General features: G+C 70.0%; 21 protein-coding genes. 13 read left to right on the top strand and 8 right to left on the bottom strand.

Annotated elements, in window-relative coordinates; genetic code table 11:
- Window positions 1–49: 49 nt before the first annotated feature.
- Both R3A49_00085 and R3A49_00090 read right to left on the bottom strand, forming a co-directional pair.
- On the bottom strand, window positions 50–1423 hold the full coding sequence (locus R3A49_00085) for a chloride channel protein (GenBank protein MEZ5169130.1): 1374 nt from the start codon (window positions 1421–1423) through the stop codon (window positions 50–52).
- A 79-nt stretch (window positions 1424–1502) separates the two neighbouring features.
- Window positions 1503–1856, bottom strand: coding sequence for a metalloregulator ArsR/SmtB family transcription factor (locus R3A49_00090; GenBank protein MEZ5169131.1), 354 nt, complete (start codon window positions 1854–1856; stop codon window positions 1503–1505).
- 108 nt (window positions 1857–1964) lie between these two features.
- Between R3A49_00090 and R3A49_00095 the strand changes: the two genes are divergently transcribed.
- Window positions 1965–2402: an ArsI/CadI family heavy metal resistance metalloenzyme gene (locus R3A49_00095; protein ID MEZ5169132.1), complete on the top strand. Its 438-nt coding sequence runs from the start codon at window positions 1965–1967 to the stop codon at window positions 2400–2402.
- Here R3A49_00095 and R3A49_00100 read toward each other — a convergent pair.
- Window positions 2386–3849, bottom strand: a complete 1464-nt coding sequence (locus R3A49_00100; GenBank protein MEZ5169133.1) for a glucosaminidase domain-containing protein — start codon at window positions 3847–3849, stop codon at window positions 2386–2388. The genes R3A49_00095 and R3A49_00100 overlap by 17 nt on opposite strands.
- Window positions 3850–3971: 122 nt before the next feature.
- Between R3A49_00100 and R3A49_00105 the strand changes: the two genes are divergently transcribed.
- From R3A49_00105 to R3A49_00115, 3 genes are all read left to right on the top strand, one after another.
- Window positions 3972–4607, top strand: a complete 636-nt coding sequence (locus R3A49_00105; protein MEZ5169134.1) for a glucosaminidase domain-containing protein — start codon at window positions 3972–3974, stop codon at window positions 4605–4607.
- 83 nt (window positions 4608–4690) lie between these two features.
- The gene (locus R3A49_00110; GenBank protein MEZ5169135.1) at window positions 4691–5494 is read left to right on the top strand and encodes an SDR family NAD(P)-dependent oxidoreductase; all 804 of its coding nucleotides are present in this window, start codon (window positions 4691–4693) and stop codon (window positions 5492–5494) included.
- Window positions 5495–5628: 134 nt separating this feature from the next.
- Entirely contained in the window at window positions 5629–6819 is a 1191-nt protein-coding gene (locus R3A49_00115) for a DEAD/DEAH box helicase (GenBank protein MEZ5169136.1), read from the top strand.
- 24 nt (window positions 6820–6843) lie between these two features.
- Here the strand turns inward: R3A49_00115 and R3A49_00120 are convergent, their stop codons facing one another.
- Entirely contained in the window at window positions 6844–8181 is a 1338-nt protein-coding gene (locus tag R3A49_00120) for a serine hydrolase (GenBank protein ID MEZ5169137.1), read from the bottom strand.
- A 109-nt stretch (window positions 8182–8290) separates the two neighbouring features.
- On the opposite strand from R3A49_00120, the gene R3A49_00125 reads away from it, so the two are divergent.
- The 3 genes from R3A49_00125 to serA all read left to right on the top strand — a co-directional run bounded on the left by R3A49_00125 (window position 8291) and on the right by serA (window position 11737).
- The gene (locus R3A49_00125) at window positions 8291–9481 is read left to right on the top strand and encodes a pyridoxal phosphate-dependent aminotransferase (GenBank protein ID MEZ5169138.1); all 1191 of its coding nucleotides are present in this window, start codon (window positions 8291–8293) and stop codon (window positions 9479–9481) included.
- A 63-nt stretch (window positions 9482–9544) separates the two neighbouring features.
- Entirely contained in the window at window positions 9545–10120 is a 576-nt protein-coding gene (locus tag R3A49_00130) for a DUF3558 family protein (GenBank protein ID MEZ5169139.1), read from the top strand.
- Between the two features lie 33 nt (window positions 10121–10153).
- Window positions 10154–11737: a phosphoglycerate dehydrogenase gene (serA, locus tag R3A49_00135; GenBank protein MEZ5169140.1), complete on the top strand. Its 1584-nt coding sequence runs from the start codon at window positions 10154–10156 to the stop codon at window positions 11735–11737.
- 4 nt (window positions 11738–11741) lie between these two features.
- Here the strand turns inward: serA and R3A49_00140 are convergent, their stop codons facing one another.
- Complete coding sequence (locus tag R3A49_00140) at window positions 11742–12137, bottom strand: hypothetical protein (protein ID MEZ5169141.1); 396 nt, start codon at window positions 12135–12137, stop codon at window positions 11742–11744.
- 288 nt (window positions 12138–12425) lie between these two features.
- Between R3A49_00140 and R3A49_00145 the strand changes: the two genes are divergently transcribed.
- The 4 genes from R3A49_00145 (at window position 12426) to R3A49_00160 (ending at window position 17670) form a co-directional block, all read left to right on the top strand.
- Entirely contained in the window at window positions 12426–13967 is a 1542-nt protein-coding gene (locus R3A49_00145; GenBank protein ID MEZ5169142.1) for a 2-isopropylmalate synthase, read from the top strand.
- A gap of 51 nt (window positions 13968–14018) precedes the next feature.
- Window positions 14019–14801, top strand: coding sequence for an HAD-IB family hydrolase (locus tag R3A49_00150; protein MEZ5169143.1), 783 nt, complete (start codon window positions 14019–14021; stop codon window positions 14799–14801).
- Between the two features lie 143 nt (window positions 14802–14944).
- On the top strand, window positions 14945–16279 hold the full coding sequence (locus R3A49_00155; GenBank protein MEZ5169144.1) for a hypothetical protein: 1335 nt from the start codon (window positions 14945–14947) through the stop codon (window positions 16277–16279).
- Complete coding sequence (locus R3A49_00160; GenBank protein MEZ5169145.1) at window positions 16276–17670, top strand: hypothetical protein; 1395 nt, start codon at window positions 16276–16278, stop codon at window positions 17668–17670. The genes R3A49_00155 and R3A49_00160 overlap by 4 nt, the downstream gene beginning before the upstream one ends.
- Here R3A49_00160 and R3A49_00165 read toward each other — a convergent pair.
- Genes R3A49_00165 through leuC form a run of 3 tightly spaced genes read right to left on the bottom strand, consistent with a single transcriptional unit; the run spans window position 17603 to window position 20543 of the window.
- On the bottom strand, window positions 17603–18499 hold the full coding sequence (locus tag R3A49_00165) for a methyltransferase domain-containing protein (protein ID MEZ5169146.1): 897 nt from the start codon (window positions 18497–18499) through the stop codon (window positions 17603–17605). The two genes, R3A49_00160 and R3A49_00165, sit on opposite strands and share 68 nt — an antisense overlap.
- Window positions 18500–18515: 16 nt before the next feature.
- Entirely contained in the window at window positions 18516–19106 is a 591-nt protein-coding gene (gene leuD, locus R3A49_00170) for a 3-isopropylmalate dehydratase small subunit (GenBank protein ID MEZ5169147.1), read from the bottom strand.
- Window positions 19107–19142: 36 nt separating this feature from the next.
- On the bottom strand, window positions 19143–20543 hold the full coding sequence (gene leuC, locus R3A49_00175; GenBank protein MEZ5169148.1) for a 3-isopropylmalate dehydratase large subunit: 1401 nt from the start codon (window positions 20541–20543) through the stop codon (window positions 19143–19145).
- A gap of 80 nt (window positions 20544–20623) precedes the next feature.
- On the opposite strand from leuC, the gene R3A49_00180 reads away from it, so the two are divergent.
- Window positions 20624–21343, top strand: a complete 720-nt coding sequence (locus R3A49_00180) for an IclR family transcriptional regulator (protein ID MEZ5169149.1) — start codon at window positions 20624–20626, stop codon at window positions 21341–21343.
- Window positions 21344–21398: 55 nt separating this feature from the next.
- The gene (locus R3A49_00185) at window positions 21399–21881 is read left to right on the top strand and encodes a winged helix-turn-helix domain-containing protein (GenBank protein ID MEZ5169150.1); all 483 of its coding nucleotides are present in this window, start codon (window positions 21399–21401) and stop codon (window positions 21879–21881) included.
- Window positions 21882–21912 lie beyond the last annotated feature (31 nt).

Here is a 21912-nt window from a genome sequence, read left to right on the forward strand (position 1 = left end):
AGACTACCGACAGCCGCGCTCCGCGACAGGGACCACGGCGCGCGTCCGGCTACGTGTCGCGATCCGACCCGGAACCGTCGGTGTCGTCGGGTTCGTCCGCGTCGACATCGTCCGGGTCGTCGCTCGCGCCTTCCGTGTCGGGTGGGGAGGCGTGCTCGGGTTCGACGGGTTCGTTCGCCGCCCACACCTGGTACTTGGTCACCGACGATCGGCCCATCACGAGCTCGGCCGCCACGGCAGCGATCACCCCGGGGACGACGAACCCCGCACGGCCCGTCGACTCGGCCACGAACATCACCGCGGCGAGGGGAACGCGGTAGCCGGCACCGAGGAACGCCGCCACACCGATCACGGTGAACAACGTCGTGTCGACGGCCCCGACGATCCCTCCCACGGCACGTCCGAAGAGGGCCCCTGCCACCACGAGGGGCACGAAGAGGCCTCCCGCCCCACCCCCCGCGACGGTGGCCGACGTCGCGATCGTCCGGAGCGCGAACACACCCAGGACAATGGCCACACCGCGGCTGGAGTCCTCGATGGCCCACTCCACGGCGTTGAAACCCGGTCCGAGTGTGAGGCTGTCACCGGTCAGGAACCGACAGGCTGCGAAGATCGCGGCGAGTGCGATCCCCCCACCCAGGGCACGAACGTACGGATGGGTGCGTTGGGCGAGGGCCTTGGCCTCACGCATCAACATGGCGAAGACCCGGGCGAGCAGACCAGCGCCGACGCCGAGAACGATGGCTCCTCCGACGTCACGGAGGTCGAACGCCGGAGCGCCCAGCACGGGGAGGAGGCGCCCGGTTCCCTCGAAGCCCACGAACACCAGATAGCCGGATGCAGCGGCGACGAGCGCCGGCAGCAGCATCCGCCGGGCGAGGTCTCCCTGGTAGGGAACCTCGAGGGCGAAGATCGCGCCCGTGGCCGGGGTCTTGAAGATCGCCGCGACCCCCGCTGCCGCACCGGCGACCATGAGCACCTTGGGATGATCGAAACTGAAGATCCGCGCGAACCGCTTCTGGATCTCACTGCCGATCCCCGCGCCGATGTAGACGGACGGCCCCTCGAGGCCCATGGCCCCTCCCGACCCGATGGTCGCGATCGATGCAGCCAGTCGCCCGAGGAGTGGCCGTTGGTCGAGGTCACGTGTCGGGTCGTGGTAGTTGCGGATGTACGCGTCGGTGGTCTCGGTCGACTGACCACCGACCCACTGGATGAGCACGGCGGCGACGAGCAGGCCGACGAGCGGCATGAAGGCAGCAACCCACAGTGGGGCGTCGTAGACGGCCTCGAGCATCAGTTCGACGACGATCTCGTCGTAGAGGACGACTCCGAGGCCCGTGACGGCACCCACAGCGGCCGCCAGGATCACCGACTGGCGGTACTGACGCCCGATGTCGCGGAGCTGGTCGCCTCTTCTCACGACAGGGGTGTACCTGTCGGTGCATGATCGGGCGTCACCGACGCGCTCATGCCCTTGAGAGTGGCACAACCGCTGCGGCTCAGGCGGTCTTCGCCTCCGTCGAGCCGGTGGGGGAGAGTGCCCGCTGCACCTCTGCGAGCCGCGTCGGTGCGATCCGGTAGTGGATCCACGTGCCACGGCGTTCGCGGTCCAGCAGCCCCGCCTCGTGGAGGACCTTCAGGTGGTGGCTCACCGTGGGCTGGGAGCGCCCGACGGCGTCGACGAGCTCACAGGCGCACACCTCGCCACCCGGGTGCGCCGCGATGAGGCTCAGGAGGCGCAGTCGCACGGGGTCGGCGAGCGCCCGGAGAGCCGACGACAGCGCGGCGGCCTCCTCCTCGCTCAGGGGGGCGTCCGCGATCGGGGCACAGCAGAGGCCGGGGGACGGTGACATGGCTACATATTGACAAATGTCGATACCCTGTGCAAGTATCGACACTCATCGATAGACAACAGAGACGCATACCCGACCCGCCGTCGAGGCGGACAGGAGGAACCCACGATGGCCCGGCTCCAACTCGCTCTCAACGTGTCCGACCTCGACGAGGCCGTCGACTTCTACCGTCGGCTCTTCGGAACAGATCCGACCAAGCGCCGCGACGGCTACGCCAATTTCGCGGTCGCCGACCCGCCGCTCAAGCTGGTGCTGTTCGAGGGCTCGGGTGAACCCGGAACCCTGAACCACCTGGGCGTGGAGATGCCGACGACGGCCGAGGTGACCACCGCCACGCGGCGAATCGGCGAGGCGGGCCTCGAGCCCGGCGACGTGTCGCGCGATGTCTGCTGCCACGCCGAGCAGGACAAGGCGTGGGTGACGGGTCCGGACGACGCAGCCTGGGAGCTCTACACGGTCGTGGACGACGATCCGACGTCGGACTCCGCAGGCGGCGCCTGTTGCAGCGGGCCCGTCGCGGGCCCCGACGTCACCGCGGCGCGGTGATCCCGACCAAGCGGGCGGCGCGCGACGGCTGCGGGAACGTCCCGGCGTCACCGAACGAGGCGACGGAACCATCTGCCGACGCGATCCAGTAGCCCTCACCCGAGGTCGTCGCCTGGAGATCGACGACCGACACGCCGTCGTCGGCGGAGACGTCGCCCGCATTCACGGCGGAGCCGAGCGTGTGGACGCCACCGGACTCGTCGAGAACCCATGCTCCGGCACCGTCGGGGGTCGGCTCCAGCGCCACGGCCCGGCCGACCACCGGTGTCGTCACACTCCACCCGGAGCCGTCCCCGGCCTGCACCGTGCCGTCGGCCAGCAGCACGCTGAAGGAGCCCTCGGCGGTGGCCGCGATGTCGGAGACGCCTGTCACCGCGTCGGACAGGGAGGCGGGCCGTGTACCCAGCGCGTCGCCAAAGGCCGTCACCGCGCCGTTCGCCTGCGCGATCCAGTAGCCCTCACCCGACGTCGTGACCGCGAGCGCCACGACCGGGCTGTCGTCGAGTCGCCCCTCGAGCGACCCGTGGTAGTTGGCGTCGCCGAAGTCGAAGACGGCGCCGTCGGCCGTGACGATCCAGTAGCCGTTGCCCGCCGGATACGCCTCGATGTCGGCCACGGGGGCCGCGAGAGCGCGTCGCGCCGCCGATCCCAGGAAGCGCATGATCCCGCGGTCGTGCACCTGGCCGCCCGCGTCGGCGGCCCAGTAGCCGAACGGGGCCTCGTCGGGGGGCGGGGGTGGGGGAGGTGGCAGCGGTTCCGGTTCGGGAGTCTCCGAGGCCGGTACCACCTCGGGGACCGGTGGGGGTGGGGCGTCGGGCTCGAGCCCGGCCGACGCCAGCATGTCGGCGTAGACGCGCAGCACCTTCCCCGCGTACCCGGGATCGGTGGCCCAGTTGCCCCCACCCATCTCCTCCCAGGTCGGTGCGGCGCCCCGACGGTGAGCCGGGGGGTTCAGGAGACGCCCTTCCCCGTCGAGCACCTCGGCGTAGCCGTGCAGGAGCTGCATCTGCGCCCGCACGCCGGTGCGCGCGTCGGGGTAGCCGCTGCCCCGCCGACCGTCGTCGAACGCGCCGATCCCCGCGAAGTTGTTGTCCTCGGGCCGCACCTGCCCGCCCTCGGGGAAGTGCAGGTAGCCGGTCTCGACCATCGACTGGGCGAAGGCGATGTCGCCGCGCACACCTTCGACAGCACCCTCCTCGAGGAACAGCGCCACCAGCTCCGGGAGGTCGACGCCGATGCGCGGTGTGTGTCCGGTGGACACGTACCACGCGACGATCTCGTCGGTCGTCAGCCGGCTCCCACCGAGCAGCGGGGTCGTGGCCTCGTCGGCGGTTCCGGCGCCGTCGGGCGCAGGAGCGGCGGCGGCCGGCACGAGGGAGAGTGCCGCGAGGCAGCAGGCGACGAGCAGCGCCCGGGGCGCGTGGCGGCGGAGGAGCGGGCTGGGCACCCTCGGGTCATCGGCACGGCTGCACCGGAAGTTGAACGGCTGTGGGGGATGAATCGCTGGAACCTCTGGCGTGATCGGCGAGGACGCTCAAGTCGGGAGCACCGGGGGCCGAACACACTCGCATGTGGACAGCCCGCTGTCGCACCGCCGTGCTCGCTGTCGTGGCCGCACTCGCCCTCGGTGCGTGCGTGCCCAAGACCGTCCAGGGCCCCTTCGGGCCCATCGAGTGCGCCGAGCCCGACCTCCAGATGCCCATCATGGGCCAGTCGTGCCTCAGCCACGAGCAGCTCGCCGACTGGTACCGGTCGTCGGGCCACACGGCGAGACTCAACGGGGTCACGATCGAGGACCTCGCCTTTCTCTACCTGATGGAGGGCCACCGAGAGGGTGTGCGCGGCGACGTGGCCTTCGTGCAGGCCGTGGTCGAGACCGGCTGGTTCCAGTTCGGTGGCCAGGTGTCGGCGTCGCAGAACAACTACGCCGGGATCGGGGCGGTCGACGGCGGCGCCCACGGCGCGACGTTCACGGACCCGAAGACCGGTGTCCGTGCCCAGATCCAGCACCTGCGCGCCTACGCCGACTGGAAGGCGGCCCCGTCGACCCTCCACGCCCCTCTCGTGGACCCGCGGTTCCACTACGTGAGCCCGAAGGGCAAGGCGCCGCGGGTCGGCGGGCTCGCCACCACGTGGGCGAGCAGCCAGTGGTACGCCGACACGATCGTGCGCCTCTACGACGAGGCCGTGGCCTTCAACTCCTGAGTCGGGCGCTTTCGCCCGTCTACGGCGACCCTGCCTAGGCTCGGTGCCCGGTCGATGCGACCGGCCGACGCAGGGAGAAGCGCGTGGACGATCCGCGACAGTCATTCGATCTCAGCGGCCGGGTGGCCGCGCTGACCGGCGCCGGGAGCGGCATCGGGAAGGCGACAGCTCTCACACTTGCAGGGGCGGGAGCCTCTGTGATGCTCGGTGACATCGACGAGGCGGGCGCGCAGGCGACAGCCGACGAGATCATCGCCGGAGGGGCCGCGGCCGCGGTCATCCGGACCGATGTCACGCAGCGAGCCGACGTTGACGCCCTCGTCGACGGTGCAGTGAACGAGTTCGGACGCCTCGACATCATGGGCAACATCGCGGGCGTGCCGTACAACAACATGGTCGTCGACACGCCCGACGACGACTTCGAGCGCATCCTCGCGATCAACCTGAAGGGAGTGTGGTACGGGTGCCGGGCCGCCATGCGGGTGATGGCGCCCCAGGGGTCGGGCTCGATCATCAACCTGTCGTCGGGGGCCATCGACACCCCGGCCCCGACGCTGGCCGTCTACGGGATGGCCAAGGCGGCCGTGGCCCAGTTGACGAAGGTCCTCGCCACCGAGGCCGGCCGGTCGGGCATCCGGGTCAACGCCCTCGCACCCGGCATCATCGAGACGAACTTCTCGCGCCAGCACTTCGTCGACGACGAGGGCGAGGTCGACCCCGAGCGCCTCGAGAAGTACCGGACCAACTTCGGGCGGATGGCCCCGCTCCAGCGCGTCGGGACGGCTCAGGACGTCGCCAACGCCATCCTGTTCCTGGTGTCGGACGCCGCAGGCTTCGTGACGGGTCAGATCGAGCGACCCAACGGCGGGGTCGCCATGCCCTGGTAGTGGTCGACGATCCGGTAGACTGACGGCCGCGAGCAGGCGCCTTCCACGCGCGCTCGCGGGCCCTCCTCACCTCCGGTGTGTTTCGCATGCTGGGTCGGCGGGCCCCGGACCCTCCCAGAGAAGCGAGACACCATATGACCACCACCTTCGAGACGCTCGGCGTCTCGTCCGATCTCACGACCGCGCTCAAGAAACGCGGAATCACCGAGCCCTTCGACATCCAGGAGATGTCGATCCCCGACGGCCTCGACGGTCACGACATCTGCGGGAAGGCCAAGACGGGCTCGGGCAAGACGCTCGCGTTCGGTCTTCCGCTCCTGGAGCGTGTCGACGTCGCCGACCCGCACCACCCCCGGGGCCTCGTCCTCGTTCCCACCCGTGAGCTCGCCAACCAGGTCGCCGACGAGCTCCGACCTCTCGCCGAGGTCGTCGACCGTACGATCACCGCCGTGTACGGCGGCGTGTCGATCGACCCGCAGATCGACCGCCTCGAGGACGGGGTCGACGTCGTTGTCGGAACCCCAGGCCGACTCATCGACCTCATCGAGCGCCGCGAGCTGTCGGTGTCCGACGTGAGCGTCCTCGTGCTCGACGAGGCCGACCGGATGGCCGACATGGGGTTCATGCCGCAGGTCCAGAAGATACTCCGTGGCATCGAGTCGCCCCACCAGACGCTGCTCTACTCCGCCACCCTCGACCGGGCGGTGAATCAGCTCGTCGACCGGTACATGGAGGACCCGGTCTTCCACGAGGTCGAGTCGGCCGAGGTGACGGTCGACGCCATGGAGCACCTCTTCCTCCACGTCCATCAGATGGACAAGGTGAAGGTCGCCGCGGCGATCAGCGAGAGCGCGTACCGCACCTTGATCTTCGTGCGCACCAAGCGGGGTGCGGACCGCCTCGTGCGACAGCTCCAGCGCGACGGTGTGAAGGCGGGTGCCATCCACGGCGACCTCCGCCAGGCCGCCCGGGAGCGCGCCCTGAAGCAGTTCTCGTCGGGGAAGCTGCCGGTTCTCGTCGCCACCGACGTCGCGGCACGTGGAATCCACGTCGACGACATCGACGTCGTCGTGCACTACGACCCGGCCGAGGATGCCAAGCAGTATCTCCACCGCTCGGGCCGAACTGCCCGTGCCGGTGAGACCGGGGTGGCCGTGACGCTGTGTCTCTGGGACCAGGAGAACGACGTGCGCTTTCTCCAGCGGCGCCTGGGCCTCAGCCTCCCGATGACCGAGATCTTCTCCAACGACGAACGGCTCCACGATCTCCACGCGTGGGCGTCGGGATCCCCGGCAACGACCGACGAGCCGGAGCGAACCGGCTGACAGGAACCCGGTCGGCGCCGTGGTTCAGCGGTCGGCTCGACCCGGTGGGACGCCGACACCGACGCGGCGTCCGTCGCGGCCCCGCATGCTCGGGTGCTTGCGAACCCGTTCGCCCTCGGACTGACCTCCCGCCGACTGCACGACGTGGATCGTGCCGCGTCGCGCCGCTTCGGCCAGTTCGCGCCGACGTGCCTCGCGCAGGCGCCGACGCGCCATGACGGACCGCCGGCGCGCGAGGAGGAGGAAGAGGAGGGAGCCCGCGGCCCCCACGAGGATCCACACCCAGGGTGCGCCGGCGCCGTCGTCGGCGTTGCTGTCCTGTACGGTCGCACCGGCACCGTCGGGGTCGTCGACGCCCTGTTCGGCCGTCGGTGTCGGCGGCTGTACCCACTCGTAGCCGCGCACGGACGCGGCGAACGCCGCTTCCACGAGTGGCCGGAGTGTCGGCGGTGCGCCGCCGAGGAAGGCGGACCGCATGTCGTGGGTCGTGACGGCCACGGCCGGCAGCGTTTCTCCGATCCCCTCCGCAGCGGGCTCCGTGGCGAATCCCTGGTCGAGGAGCCGGGCGGCGTGTCCGTACGGGTCGGCCGTACCCATCACGACGGCGATCATCGTGCGACCATCGCGTTCAGCGGTGGCGATGAAGGTGTGTCCCGCGCGTTCGGTCGACCCGGTCTTGAGACCGGTCGCTCCGTCGTAGGTTCCGATCAACGTGTTCTGGCTGAGTAGCCGGTGTGGGACACCGTCGGGGCCGGTGAACTCGTAGGTCGGAAGCGGTGGCAACTGAGCCAGTTCGGGCACGGCCAGAAAGTTGCGGGCGGCGATCGCCAGGTCGTACGCAGAGAACCGGCTGCCCTCCCCGTGCGAGTAGACGCCGTCGTCGAGTCCGGCGGGATCGGCGAAGGTGGAGTCCTGCATCCCGTAGCGCTCACCGATGCGCTCGGCGTCATCGGCGAAGGAGTCGAGGTCGCCCGACACGCCCTCGGCCACAGCCCACGCCGCATCGTTGGCCGACACGATGAGCATCGAGGCCAGGGCGTCCTCGAGCGGCCAGACCTGGCCCTCCCGCATGGCGATGCGACGTGCAGGGCGACTCGCGGCGTCGGCGCTGACCGTGATCTCCGAGTCGAGGGGTGCCTCTTCGAGGGCCACCAGCGCGGTCATGACCTTGACGACGCTCGCGGGCGGGAGGGCCTCGTGATCGTTGTGGGCGCTGAGCACCGCGCCGGAGTCGGCGTCGACGAGGATCCACGCCTCGGGGTGGACGTCGGCGTCGTGCCCGTCGTGCGCGGCGGCGGTTGCCGTCGGAAGAGCGGCGAAGAGGAGAAGTGAGGCGGCCAGCGCCCTCGATCCGCTGAGCATGCTGCGTCAACGTTACGGGCGCCGAGATCGTGCCTCGCGGACCCGACTCGTCGGGTCACGGGCCACAATCGGTCGTTCGCCGGCATCGTGGGCGTGACAAGATCACACCATGAGCCGGATCAGCCGACGCGTCGGCGCCATCACCGAGTCCGCCACCCTGGCCGTGTCCGCCAAGGCCAAGGAGATGCGGGCCGCCGGCGAGTCGGTCATCGGGTTCGGCGCCGGGGAGCCCGACTTCGCCACGCCGCAACACATCGTCGAGGCCGCCGCCGCCGCGTGCGCCGACCCGGTCAACCACCAGTACTCACCGGCAGCAGGGCTTCCCGAGCTGCGCGAGGCGATCGCCGCCAAGACGCTGCGCGACTCGGGGCTGCCGTGCGAGTCGTCGCAGGTACTCGTGGCCAACGGCGGCAAGCACGCCGTGTACAACGCGTTCCAGGTGCTCCTCGACCCGGGTGACGAGGTGCTCGTGCCGGCACCGTACTGGACCACCTATCCCGAGTCGATCGCGCTCGCGGGCGGTGTACCCGTCGTCCTGCCGACGTCGGAGGCCTCCGGCTTCCGGGTCACCGTCGACGAGTTGGAGGCCGCGCGCACCGACCGGACGAAGGCACTGCTGTTCGTGTCACCCGACAACCCCTCCGGGGCGGTCTACCCCCCCGAGGAGGTCGAGGCCATCGGCCGCTGGGCGGTCGAACACGACGTGTGGGTCGTCACCGACGAGATCTACGAGCATCTCGTCTACGGCGACAACGAGTTCAGCTCGCTTCCGGTCCTCGTTCCCGAGATCGTCGACCGGTGCGTCGTCGTCAACGGCGTGGCCAAGACCTACGCCATGACGGGTTGGCGGGTCGGCTGGATGATCGGGCCTACCGACGTCACAGCCGCCGCCACGCGATTCCAGTCCCACACCACCTCCAACGTCGCCAACGTGTCACAGGTCGCCGCGCTCGCCGCCGTGTCGGGCGACCTGTCGGCCGTCGCCGAGATGCGGGAGGCGTACGCGCGTCGTGGCACCCGCATGCACGAGATGCTCACGAACATTCCCGACGTCGTGTGCCTCGAGCCCCAGGGCGCGTTCTACTGCTTCCCGTCCTTCCAGGCGGTGCTCGGCCGCACGATCGCAGGTCGGCCGGTGTCGACGACTCTCGATCTCGCCGAGATCGTCCTGGAGAAGGCGGGCGTCGCGTTCGTTCCGGGGGAGGCGTTCGGCGCGCCCGGCTACGGCCGGTTCACGTTCGCGGCCTCCGACGACGACATCACCGAGGGTATCGGGCGATTGGCGAACCTCCTGGGGTGAGAATACGATTCGCCCGCTTTCTGGTGGAGCGTACAGACGCTCCTCGAGCGAAGGAGGGTGCCCGTGGAAGCGATCGGGACACCGATGCGGAGATTCCTCGCCCTCGTGGCGACGTGTGCGGTACTGCTCGCTGCATGCAGCAGCGGTGACGACGATGGCGGATCCGACACATCGAGCCCGTCGGACGAGACCTCCGAGCAGACCGGGGACACGTCGGCGACGGAAGACACCGGTGACGACGGTGGGGAGCTCGACGAGTGCACGTTGCTCGAGACCTCCGAGATCGAGGCGGAGTTCGGCGGTCCCGTCAGCGACCCGATGGACCAGGGGTACCAGTGCCAGTGGGAGGTCGGCGAAGACCAGTCGCAGCCCGGGACGGGCACGATCTCCGTGTTCACGGGTACCGAGATCCCCGGCGAGTCCGGCCAGGAACGTTACGACAGCCTGCTCGACGCGGCGACCGATCCCGTGGAGGTCGACGGCGTCGGTGACGCGGCCTTCTACGAGCCGGTTTTCGGCTCGGTCACGCTGCTCGCCAACGACACTGTCGTGACCGTGCAGGCCGCGTTCCTTCCCGAGCCGGACGGCCAACAGGAGAAGGTGGAGAGCCTCGCCGGGGACATGGCCGATCGGCTCTGAGTTCCCGGTGTACCGGCGCCTAGGCTCGGCGCCGTGACGCGCGTGCTCATCACCGAGGAACTGGCCGACGGTGCCCTCGAGACCCTCCGGTCGGCGGGGCTCGAGGCGGATGTGCAGCTCGGGCTCGACCGGGCCGGCCTCCTGAAGGCCGTCGACGGTGCCGGCGCGCTCGTCGTGCGCAGCGCCACGCAGGTCGACGACGAGCTCCTGGCCGCCGGCTCCGACCTCGTGGTCGTCGGGCGCGCCGGAATCGGCCTCGACAACGTCGACGTCGAGGCTGCCACGCGTCGTGGCGTGATGGTGGTCAACGCGCCGCAGTCCAACGTCCTCTCGGCGGCGGAGCACACCTTGGCGCTGCTGCTGTCGCAGGCGCGCAACGTTCCGGCCGCCAACGCCGACCTCAAGGCGGGCCACTGGAACCGGAGCCGGTGGAAGGGTGTGGAGCTCCACGGCAAGACGCTCGGTGTCGTCGGTCTGGGCAGGATCGGGGTTCTCGTGGCGCAGCGGGCTCTCGCCTTCGGTATGCGCCTCACCGCCTACGACCCTTACGTGAGTCCGGACCGTGCCCGACAGCTGGGTGTCGAGCTCGTCGGCGACCTCGGTGATCTCGTGGCGGGTGCCGACTTCGTGGTGGTCCACCTCCCGAAGACTCCCGACACGGCGGGGCTCATCGATGCCGACGTGTTGGCCCGCGCCAAACCGGATCTACGTATCGTGAACACGGCCCGGGGTGGGATCGTCGACGAGGGCGCTCTCGCCGACGCTGTCGCCGAGGGCCGCATCGCGGGCGCCGCGCTCGACGTGTTCGCCGACGAGCCGACGACCGACAGCCCACTGTTCGCCCACGACACCGTCGTCGTCACCCCCCACCTGGGCGCGTCCACGACCGAGGCACAGGACAAGGCCGGGCGCACCATCGCCGATCAGGTCGCCCGGGCACTCTCCGGGGAGCTCGTGCCGTTCGCCGTGAACGTGGCCGCCACCGAGGTGGCCGAGACCGTCCGCCCCTTCCTCGGCCTCGCCGAGCGACTCGGTGGTCTCTTCACGGCCCTGGCCGACGGCGGCGTCGACTCGGTCGACATCAGCTACGAGGGCCAGATCGCCGACTACGACTGCGGCGTGCTCACCCTCGGCATCCTGCGCGGAATGCTGGCGCCGGTCGTCGACGAGCCTGTCTCGTTCGTCAACGCACCGCAGACCGCCGCCGAGCGCGGCGTGCAGGTGCGGGAGACGACGTCGTCATCGGCACACGACTACGTCAACCTGATCTCGCTGCGCGGAACCGCCGGCGGCGAGCCGGTCCACGTGGCGGGAACGCTCTACGGCAAGCAGGACGCACAGAGGATCGTCGGCATCGACGAGCACGTCGTCGATCTTCCGCCGTCGCGTCACATGATCGTCGTCCGCAACGACGACGTCCCCGGAATGATCGGTCGCGTGGGCACGATTCTGGGTGAGGCGGGGGTCAACATCGCCGACATGGATGTCGGCCGCACACCCGGCGGTGAGGCCGCACTCATGGCCATCTCCACGACGGTCCCGGTGACCGACGACGTTCTCGGGGTGTTGGGCGCCGAGCCCGGGATCATCTCGGCGCGCGGCATCGAGCTCGACTGAGCAACTACCTCTTGCTGGGCCGCAGGCCGGCCGCCTCCGCCGCCGCCGCATCGCGGTAGCAGACGTCGGCGTGCGTGCGGTCGTAGAACGCACCACCGGGCACGTGGAAGACGTCGCTTCCCGACGTCGCCTTCACTGGGTGCGACGCCGGGCACGTGCCGTCGTCGGGTTCCACGGTGTCGGGAACGCGCGGATCAGCGTCGTGCGCAGGCCCACCGGTGGAGAAGGGCTCCCGTGCCCCGTCGTCACTCGACAGGCGACGCCACAGGACGATACCGCTGGCCACGAGCACGCCGAGGACGAACACGCGTCGGAGAACACGCAGCGTGCGTCGCTGGACGTCCTGCAACGCGTCGCCCACGAGGCGGTTGAAGCTCCACCGCAACACCCGAACAACCATGGCCCGCCTCCCGTCGTTGATCCCGACCGTACCGAATGGCACGCCCGGGCCGTGTGGATGGGTCGGTCACGGCCGAATCGGGTTGACACCACGTGCGGCCCGTGCGAGCATTGGCGGCCCATGAACCGGAAGCAGACCGCCGCAGCCAGCACCCGCGACCTCCTGCTTATGTAGTCGCGGGCGCCCTTTCGGTGCTCGCGACGCAACCCCTCGTGCCGTCCGGCCGGGGGGTTTTTCGATGCCCTGACACCAGCCCCCACCCACGACCCACGGAAGAGAGAGAAACCGATGGACAGGGTCCAGATCTTCGACACCACACTGCGCGACGGTGAGCAGTCGCCGGGCATCTCGCTGGACACCGGCGAAAAGCTCGAGATCGCCGAGCAGCTGGCGCGTCTCGGCGTCGACATCATCGAGGCGGGTTTCCCGATCGCCAGCGAGGGCGACTTCGAGGCTGTGGAAGCCATTGCCACGTCGGTGCGTGGCCCCGTCATTGCCGGCCTCAGCCGCACCGGGCTGGCCGACGTCGACCGGGCATGGGAGGCCGTCCGGCACGCCGACAAGCCGCGGATCCACGTCTTCATCGCCACGTCGCCGATCCACATGGAGAAGAAGCTGCGCATGACACCCGACGAGGTGAAGGCCTCCGCCGCCGAGGGCGTGGCCCGCGCCGCGTCCTACACCGCCGACGTGGAGTTCTCCCCCGAGGACGGCAGCCGCTCGGATCCCGAGTTCATGTGTGACGTTCTCCGCGTGGCGGTCGACGCAGGTGCCACGACACTGAACATCCCCGACACGGTCGGCTACGGCGTGCCCGAGGAGTTCGGCAAGATCATCCAGTTCGTCCGGGAGAGCGTTCCCGGCGACTACGTCATCTCGACGCACTGCCACGACGACCTCGGACTCGCCGTCGCCAACTCGCTCGCCGGGGTGGTGGCCGGTGCGCGGCAGGTGGAGTGCGCCATGAACGGGATCGGCGAGCGCGCCGGCAACGCGGCGCTCGAGGAGATCGTCATGGCGATCAAGACCCGCCCCGACTACTTCGGCGGTGTGGAGACGGGTGTCCGGTCCCAGGAGCTGGCGCGCACGAGCCGCCTCGTGTCGCGTCTCACCGGCTACCCGGTCCAGTACAACAAGGCGGTGGTGGGCCGCAACGCATTCGCCCACGAGGCGGGGATCCACCAGCACGGGGTCCTGGAGGACCGCGAGACCTACGAGATCATCGACGCGTCCACCGTCGGCCAGGACGCCGTGCAGATCGTGCTCGGCAAGCACTCCGGCCGTCACGCCTTCCGCGACGCCCTCGAGAAGATGGGCATCAGCATCCAGGGCGACGCGCTCAACAGTGCGTTCGACCGCTTCAAGGAGCTCGCCGACCGCAAGGTGCAGATCACCGAGGCCGATCTCGAGGCCATCGTTGCCGAGGAACTGGGCCACGGCTTCTCGCACGGGTTCGAGATCGTGAGCCTCGACCTGGCGGGTGGCTCGTCGAGCACTCCGGTCGCTGACGTCGTGCTCTCGCGCAACGGTGACGAGGTCCGTGCGCGCTCGGAGGGCAACGGCCTCATCGACGCGGCCTGTGAGGCGATAGCGGCGGCGTGCGACGTGAAGGCGACGCTTCTGGACTTCAACGTCTCGTCGGTCACCGGCGGCGTCGACGCACTCGGCGACGTGGTCGTGCAGTTGGAGGCCGACGGCGTGAGGGCGTCGGGCCGGGGCGTGTCGACCGACGTCGTGGAGGCGTCGGCCCGGGCGTACCTCAACGCCTGCAACAAGGTGGTGCGGCTCAAGGGACGCGGTGGCGCCGAGAGGCGCGAGGTGGGCCCGTAGGTCCCTGCCGGTGCGAGGACCCGATCGGCGCGGAGCGGTACCGTGACGGCCATGACCAACGGGTCCGACCGCCGAGGCGCCGCCTTCTTCGACCTCGACCGCACGCTCATCCAGGGGTCGTCGGTCGTGAAGTGGGCGCTCGCGGCGTGGCGGGCCGGGATGCTCCCGGGCGCGCCCATGCTGGCGGCCCTGGTCAACGGCATCGCCTTCCGGATCACCGGTGGTTCCGACGAGCAGTCCCGCAAGGCCGTCGAGACGTCCCTGGAGCTCGTGGCCGGGGCCGAGAAGGCAACGATGCTCGAGCTCGCCGACGAGCTGGTCCCCAAACTCGTGTCGAAGGTGCGCCCGGAGTCGAACAACCTGTTGGAGATGCACCAGGAGGCCGGTCGGGACCGCTACATCATCTCGGCGTCGCCGATCGAGATCGTGGGCGCCCTGGCCGACCAGCTCGGCCTCGAGGGCGCCATCGGCACCGAGGCCGAGGTGGCGACCGACGGCCGCTACACCGGTCAGCTGTCGTCGCCGTGGATCTACGGGCCGGCCAAGGCGGCCGCCATCAACAAGCTCGTGGCGCAGAAGGGATACGACCTGCGGCTCTGCTACTCCTACAGCGACTCGTCGAGCGACCTCCCCATGCTGGAGATGGTCGGTCACCCGGTGGTCGTGAACCCCGACAGCGACCTCCACAAGATCGCCCGCACCCGCGGATGGCCGGTCGTGGAGTTCCGCAGCCGTGCCACCGAGGTCACGAAGTACGGGGTGCTCGGCGCCGCGGCCGGTGGGGGGATGGTGGCCTCCTACTATCTCGGCCGCCGCCACGAGCGCTCCCGGTAACTCTCCGCACCGGCTCCGCGACCAATCCGAGTAGTGCATTCGCGCTACTTCCGTCTGGATTCGTCCCGTCGACCTCACTCCTGGCCCCGCGCGGCCGATGGGACCTCCGACGGCCACCGGTCGGTGGCCCGAGGAGGACGGTCGTGCGCAGGGATCTACGGATGGGGACGGTCGGCGTGCTCGCAGCCGTCGCATCGCTCGCGCTCACGGTCGGATCGCCTGCGGCCGGTGCGGCTCAGGACATCGACGGCCCGTTCGACTACGGGACGATCTCGACCGGTGACGCTCCGTTCGCCACCGCCGGCAACACGGCGGGCAGGGTCGTCGGCTCCGGAGATCTCGAGGGGAAGGACCACGCCTACGAGTTCTTCGCCGACAGCCCTCCACAGCTCCTGGGTGAGCCGTCGGGCTACTCCGCCTCGGCCGCCTGGGACATCAACGGTGCCGGTCTCGTCGTCGGGAGCATGAGCGACGGCACGGGTGTCGATGCAGGCATCTGGGTTCCCGGTCAGGCGCCGGCGTTGCTTCCCCCTGTCAGCGACATGGAGGCCACGTGGGCGTTCGCGATCAACGACTCGAACGTCGTCGTCGGGTTCGGTAAGGGCGCGGGGGCCGACGAGCTTCATGCAATCCGGTGGGACGGACCATCGGGAACCACCCTCGACGACCTGGGAGCAGAAGCGGCTGTCGCGCTCGACGTCAACAACGCCGGGATTGCGGTGGGCTACGTCGGCGGGTTCGACGACGACGATCCGTTCTCCCCTGTTCTCTGGGAGCCCGGTGAGCCTGCCGTCACGCTTCCGACGCTCGGCGGAACGATGGCGATGGCGTCGGGCATCAACGACGCCGGAGAGGTCATCGGCCTGTCGACGACCGCCGGAGACGCCGAAATCCACCTCGTGCGGTGGACCTCCGACGGGCTCGAGGATCTCGGGGTACCCGCCGGCGCGCAACTGGTCATGTTCCCCGAGAACCCGAGGCTCATCGGTCCGAAGATCAACGGCAACGGCCACGGGAGCCTGGTCGCTCTCGTGGGAGGGGACGAGCCACTGCCGGTGGGGTATGTCTGGAGCGACGCCGACGGCTTCACCAGGCTTCCCGCGTTCCCCGGCGCGCAGCAGATCGCATACTCGCTCAACATCGACAACGCCGGTCGCATCGTGGGCGTCGCCATCTCGGCATCGAACGAACCGGTTGCGACTGTCTGGCAGATCGTCCAGCCCGACCCGCCTGCGCCGCCGGGCCCTCCGGCTCCGTCGCCGGATCCCGGTCCAGCCGGCGGTGACGGCGCGGGGAGCTCCCCGGCGGGCGGCACGGGCTCCGGCACCGGCAACACGGGAGCAGCAGCACCGACGCTTCCCGCCACGGGCTCCCGCGCGTTGCCGACCCTCGGATTCCTCGCGGTCGTGCTGACCGTCGCCGGATCGGCCATGACGCTCGGCGGTCGACTCACCGTTTCGCGAGTGCGACGGCGATGAGCAGTCACCGCTGTCTCCGGCCGGTCGCCCTCGCGGCCGTAGTGGTCGGCCTCGTCGCAGTGGGTCTCCCGAGGCCTGTGCGCGCGGCGGCTGAGATCGACCCGCCGGTCGACTACGGCTTCGTGACGCCCGGTGGCGCCAACCTGGCGATGGCGTCCAACGTGGCCGGTGATGTCGTCGGCTGGGTCGACGGCCCCAAGGCGTACCGCTTCTTCCCCGACGCATCACCGCAACCGCTGGGTGAGCCGGCAGGATTCGTCGGGTCGGTGGCCATCGACGTGAACGCATCCGGTGTCGTCGCAGGTTTTGCCGAGGATGGCAGCGATGCGCCGACCGCAACGGTTTGGGTGCCCGACGCGGCACCGTCGGTGTTGCCTACTCTTCCGGATCTCGATGAGACGGTGTCGAGGGGCATCAACGACCTCGGCACCGCTGTCGGGTACGGCCGCGACCTCGATGCGGACACATCGTCGGCACTTGTGTGGGACGGTGGTGGGGCTCCGACCGTTCTTGATCCCCTCGGGCAACCCGATGCAGGCGCCACGGACATCAACGCGTCGGGTGTCGTCGTCGGCTACGCCGGTGATGAGAGCGCGACCGACCCGTCGGTGCCCATGCTGTGGGCGCCCGGCGAGCCGGCCGTGGCACTACCCACACTGGGTGGGACCCGCGCCTATGCAGGCAGCATCAACGACGACGGTGTCGTTGTCGGCTTCTCGACGACTGCGGGTGACGCAGAGGTTCACCTCTTCCGCTGGACGGCCGCAGGCGGTATCGAAGACCTCGGTGCTCCCGCAGGTGCCACGCTGATGATCATCCAGGATCTCCAGTTCGTCGAGAACGCCCTCAACCCTGTTGTGAACAACTACGGGCAGATCGTCCTCGGTGCACTGTGGGCTCCGAATCTGAAGGGTTACATCCACACCGACGAGGATGGTTTCACGGCACTGCCTCCCTACGACGGGGCAACCGACTACATGTACGCCATTTCGATCGACAACGCGGGCCGGGTGACGGGTATGGCGGACCGTGGCGACGGCGAGTTCCCGGCGACGGTGTGGTCGGTCGACGTCCCCGTGCCACCCGATCCACCGGCTCCCGAGCCGCCGCCGGCTCCCGGGCCCACACCGGACCCGCCGCCGCCCGGTTCCGCGCCCGCCGACACGCCGGGGACCACGCCCACAGCAGATCCGACGGGTGGCTCCACGGGTGCCGGCCAGATCCCGACGCTTCCCGCGACCGGGCCGGCGACGTTGCCGGTGCTACTCGCGACCGCGGGCGTTCTCGCACTTGCCGGCTGTGCGATGACGGTCGGACGCCGGCTCACTCCGAGTCGGGTTCGGGTGCTGCGTCGAGAAGGGCCTGCGCCGCCACGAGGTCCTCGGCCCTGACCCACACGGGAGTCCCGCGCTTCGAGAACAGGGTCTGTGTCCTGTCCTCGAGCGGTCGGTGCTGGGCGGTGGCGATGATGCCGCCGGACTCGAGCAGCGACACGAGCATGTCGGCCTCGAACGGCGACTCCGCGTGGGTCACGACAACCGTCGGCTCGTCGCTGCGCGTGTAGACGACGAAGGCGGCGCGGAGCCCGAGCTCACGGATCTCCGGGGTCGTGCAGTCCGTGGCGCCCTGCTCCTCGAGCCCTGCCTTCTTCAGACCGTCGAGCTCCTCGGGTGCGGGCGGCCAGGGCGGCCCCTCACCCTGTGGCGTGCCCGGCGGGCGCAGGAACGTGACGACGAGGAGCTTTCCCCCCGGCTTCACCCACGACGCGATCGTCGCGCACACCTCGTCGCGCATCGACGGCGGTAGCGACTGGATCGTGAGGTTCTCGATCACCAGGTCGAAGGCACCCACCCACTCGCCCGGCGCGTCGAACAGGTCGTCGACGCTCCACGAGACCCCGGCGTCGGGGAAGCGCTCCCTCGCCCAGTCGACGGCGGTGGGGGAGGCGTCGAAGGCGGTGACGTCCCATCCCCGCTGCTCAGCGGCGACAGCGTCGTCGCCGAGCCCTGCGGCGACGACGAGTGCCCGTGCCCCGGGTGCCGGTGGGTTGTCGTCGAGCCATGTCCTGATGTCGTGCTGTGGCCGCAGCTGCGACCAGGGGACTCCCGCGGCGTCGCGACCCGAGGTGCGGTACATCGCGTCGAAGCGCCCGGCCAGCTCGGTCGTCCGCTGCGGGTCGTCCAGCTCGCCGGTGCCCCCCGGGCCAACTCCGTCGCTCACAGAGCGGACGATACCGTCACGTCGTCGGGAGCCAGGCGGGGCGTTGCGCCTCGTGGGCCGCGATGTCGTCGGCGTGACTGAGCGTGATGGCAATGTCGTCGAGGCCGTGCAGGAGGCGGTGGTGCGTGTGGTCGTCGAGCTCGAAGGGCTCGTCGAGGTCGATGGCGGGCACCATCACGCGACGGTCGGGGAGATCGATCACGATCTCCACGTCAGGGTCGCGGGTCACGATCTCCTGGATCCGCTCGACGACGCCCTGGTCGAGCTCGACCGCCAGCAGCCCGTTCTTGTGGCAGTTGTTGCGGAAGATGTCGGCGAAGCGCGACGAGATGACCGCGCGGAACCCGTAGTCCATGAGTGCCCATACGGCGTGCTCACGGGAGCTGCCGGTCCCGAAGTTCGGGCCGGCCACGAGGATCTCGGCGCCGGTGTGGTGGTCCTGGTTCAGCACGAAGTCCGACAGCTCACGCCACTCCGAGAACAGCCCCTCGCCGAAGCCCGTGCGCTCGACGCGCTTGAGCCAGTCGCTGGGGATGATCTGGTCGGTGTCGACGTCGGAGTGCTCGAGGGGCACGCCCCGGGCGGTGATCTCTGCAATGGGCTCCATCGTGGTTCCTTTCGTCGTCGCGCGGACGTGCCGTGGTCAGTCGAGATCGGAGGGCGCGGCGAACGTACCGGCAACGGCGGTGGCCGCCGCCACGGCGGGGGACACGAGGTGCGTGCGGCCCCCGCGGCCCTGCCTCCCCTCGAAGTTCCGGTTCGACGTCGACGCGCAGCGCTCGCCCGCCTCCAGCTTGTCGGGGTTCATGGCGAGGCACATCGAGCAGCCCGGGCCGCGCCACTCGAAGCCGGCGGCGGTGAAGACGTCGCCGAGGCCCTCACTCTCGGCCTGCTCGGCGACAGCGGCCGAACCGGGCACGACGAGCGCGCGCATACCGTCGCGGACACGACGGCCGCGTACCACGTCGGCGGCCGCGCGCAGATCTTCGATCCGGGCGTTGGTGCACGAGCCGATGAACACCGTGTCGACCGGGATGTCACGCATGGCCGTGCCCGCCGACAGGCCCATGTACTCGAGCGCCCGTTCCGCCGCATCACGCTGCGATGCGTCGGCGAACGACGACGGGTCGGGCACGGCGTCATCGAGGGTGATGGTCTGGCCCGGGTTGGTGCCCCACGTGACGCCGGGCACGATCGCCGTGCCGTCGAGCACCACCTCCTTGTCGAAGCCGGCGTCGTCGTCGGTGGCCAACGAGCGCCAGTCGTCGAGCGCCTTCTCCCAGTTGCTGCCGGAGGGAGCAAAGCGCCGGCCCTCGAGGTACGCGAAGGTCGTGTCGTCGGGAGCGACCATTCCGGCACGCGCCCCCGCCTCGATCGACATGTTGCACACGGTCATGCGGCCCTCCATCGAGAGGCCCCGGATGGCCGAGCCGCGGTACTCGATGACCGACCCGATCCCGCCGCCCGTGCCGAGTCGGGCGACGATCGCCAGCACGACGTCCTTGGCGGTGACGCCCTCGGGGAGGTCGCCGTCGACGGTCACGGCCATGGTGCCCGGCTGTTGCTGGGGGAGCGTCTGTGTGGCGAGCACGTGCTCCACCTCACTGGTGCCGATCCCGAAAGCGAGCGCACCGAAGGCCCCGTGGGTGGATGTGTGGCTGTCGCCGCACACGATCGTCATTCCGGGCTGGGTCGCACCCTGCTCGGGGCCGATGACGTGCACGATGCCCTGATTCGGGTCGCCCATCGCGTAGCAGCGGATCCCGAACTCCTCGCAGTTGGCGGTGAGGACCTCGAGTTGCCGGCGCGAGACCGGGTCGGCGACGGGGCCATCGAGGTCCGTGGTCGGGACGTTGTGGTCGGCGGTCGCGAGCGTCAGGTCGGGACGACGAACTGTTCGGCTTTCCATGCGCAGACCGTCGAAGGCCTGGGGCGAGGTGACCTCGTGAACGAGGTGGAGGTCGACGTACAAGAGGTCCGGTTCACCTTCGGCGCTGCGCACCACGTGGCGATCCCACACCTTCTCGGGGAGCGTGCGTCCCATCGTCGTCCCTCCCTGTCATTTGAGTATCTCAGATAGTGAGACTATAGTTTCGGACTATGGACACTCTACAAAGACGCGCGGTGGTGCGCCAAGCGGGGACCGCCGCCCTGTCCGACAGCGGTGTCGGCGTCGTCGACAAGAGCGTCGCTCTCCTCGACGTGCTCGCCACAGGACCCGCAAGCCTGGCCGAACTCGTCGAGGCCACCGGCGTGTCGCGTCCCACGGCACACCGTCTGGCCCGAGCCTGGGAGCACCACGGCCTCGTCGGTCGTGACGACGAAGGTCGCTTCCGCCTCGGCGCCCGGGCCGCGGCGTGGGCCGGGGCGGCCGGATCGGGCCCGTTGCTCGACGCCGCCCGCAGTGTTCTCACCGCCCTGCGCGACGCGACCGACGAATCGGCGCAGCTCTACGTACGCGACGGCAACAGGCGCATCTGCATCGCGTCGTCCGAGCGCCCGAGCGGGTTGCGCGACACCGTGCCCGTCGGCGCGTCGCTGCCGCTCGACGCGGGATCGGGCGGCACCGTCATTCGTGCCTTCTCCCTCGACCCGGGGGAGTCACAGGATCCCGACCTCCGTCGTGTCGTGAAGCGCGGATGGGCGGAGTCGGTCGCCGAGCGGGAGTCGGGTGTCGCCAGCGTCAGCGCGCCGGTGCTCCGGGACGGACGGCTCGTGGCGGTGGTGAGCGTGAGCGGCCCGATCGAACGGCTGGGGAGGACACCGGGTCGACGGTTCTCGGCACCCGTCATGGCGGCGGCTCGGGACCTCGAGCGCCGCGCCGGCCTCACCGGGCCGCGATGAAGCGCTAACGGCGGCGTAACAGGGCCGAAACACCGTCTCCGTAGCGTTGTCAGGCATGGACGTGGAGTGCGTCACGTGGCCGGCCGATGAGGAGCGGCTCCGGGGCCTCCGAAAGCGTGGCTGTCCGCGCCTCGTGCTCGTCGCACCGGAGGCCGAGCCACCGACCATGTTCGACTGCCTCGAGGACTGGGTGCGCCTCCCGTCCTCGGAGTCCGACATCGAGTTTCGCCGCCGCGGTGTCGAGGCACGCGCGCTCCGCCACGGCTCGATCCCGCACGTGAACGGTGACGGCCTGATCCGGTTCCGCGACTCGTGGGTCTCCCTGTCGCCGGTCGAACACCGCCTGGCCGGTGAGTTGGCGCAGCGGTTCGGCGCTGTCGTCGGACGCGATGCCCTGACCCGTCGCGCCTGGCCGGGCACCACCCCCAAACGCAATGCCTTCGACGTCCACATGCTCCGTCTGCGCCGGCGCCTCGAGCCGTTGGGTCTCGCCATCCGCACCGTCCGCGGCCGGGGCTACGTCCTGGAAGCCGCCTGATTTCCCTAGTGCGTCGATGAGGTGTATCCGG

It is taken from the genome of Acidimicrobiia bacterium (genome assembly GCA_041394025.1).
Classification (GTDB): domain Bacteria; phylum Actinomycetota; class Acidimicrobiia; order IMCC26256; family JAOSJL01; genus JAOSJL01.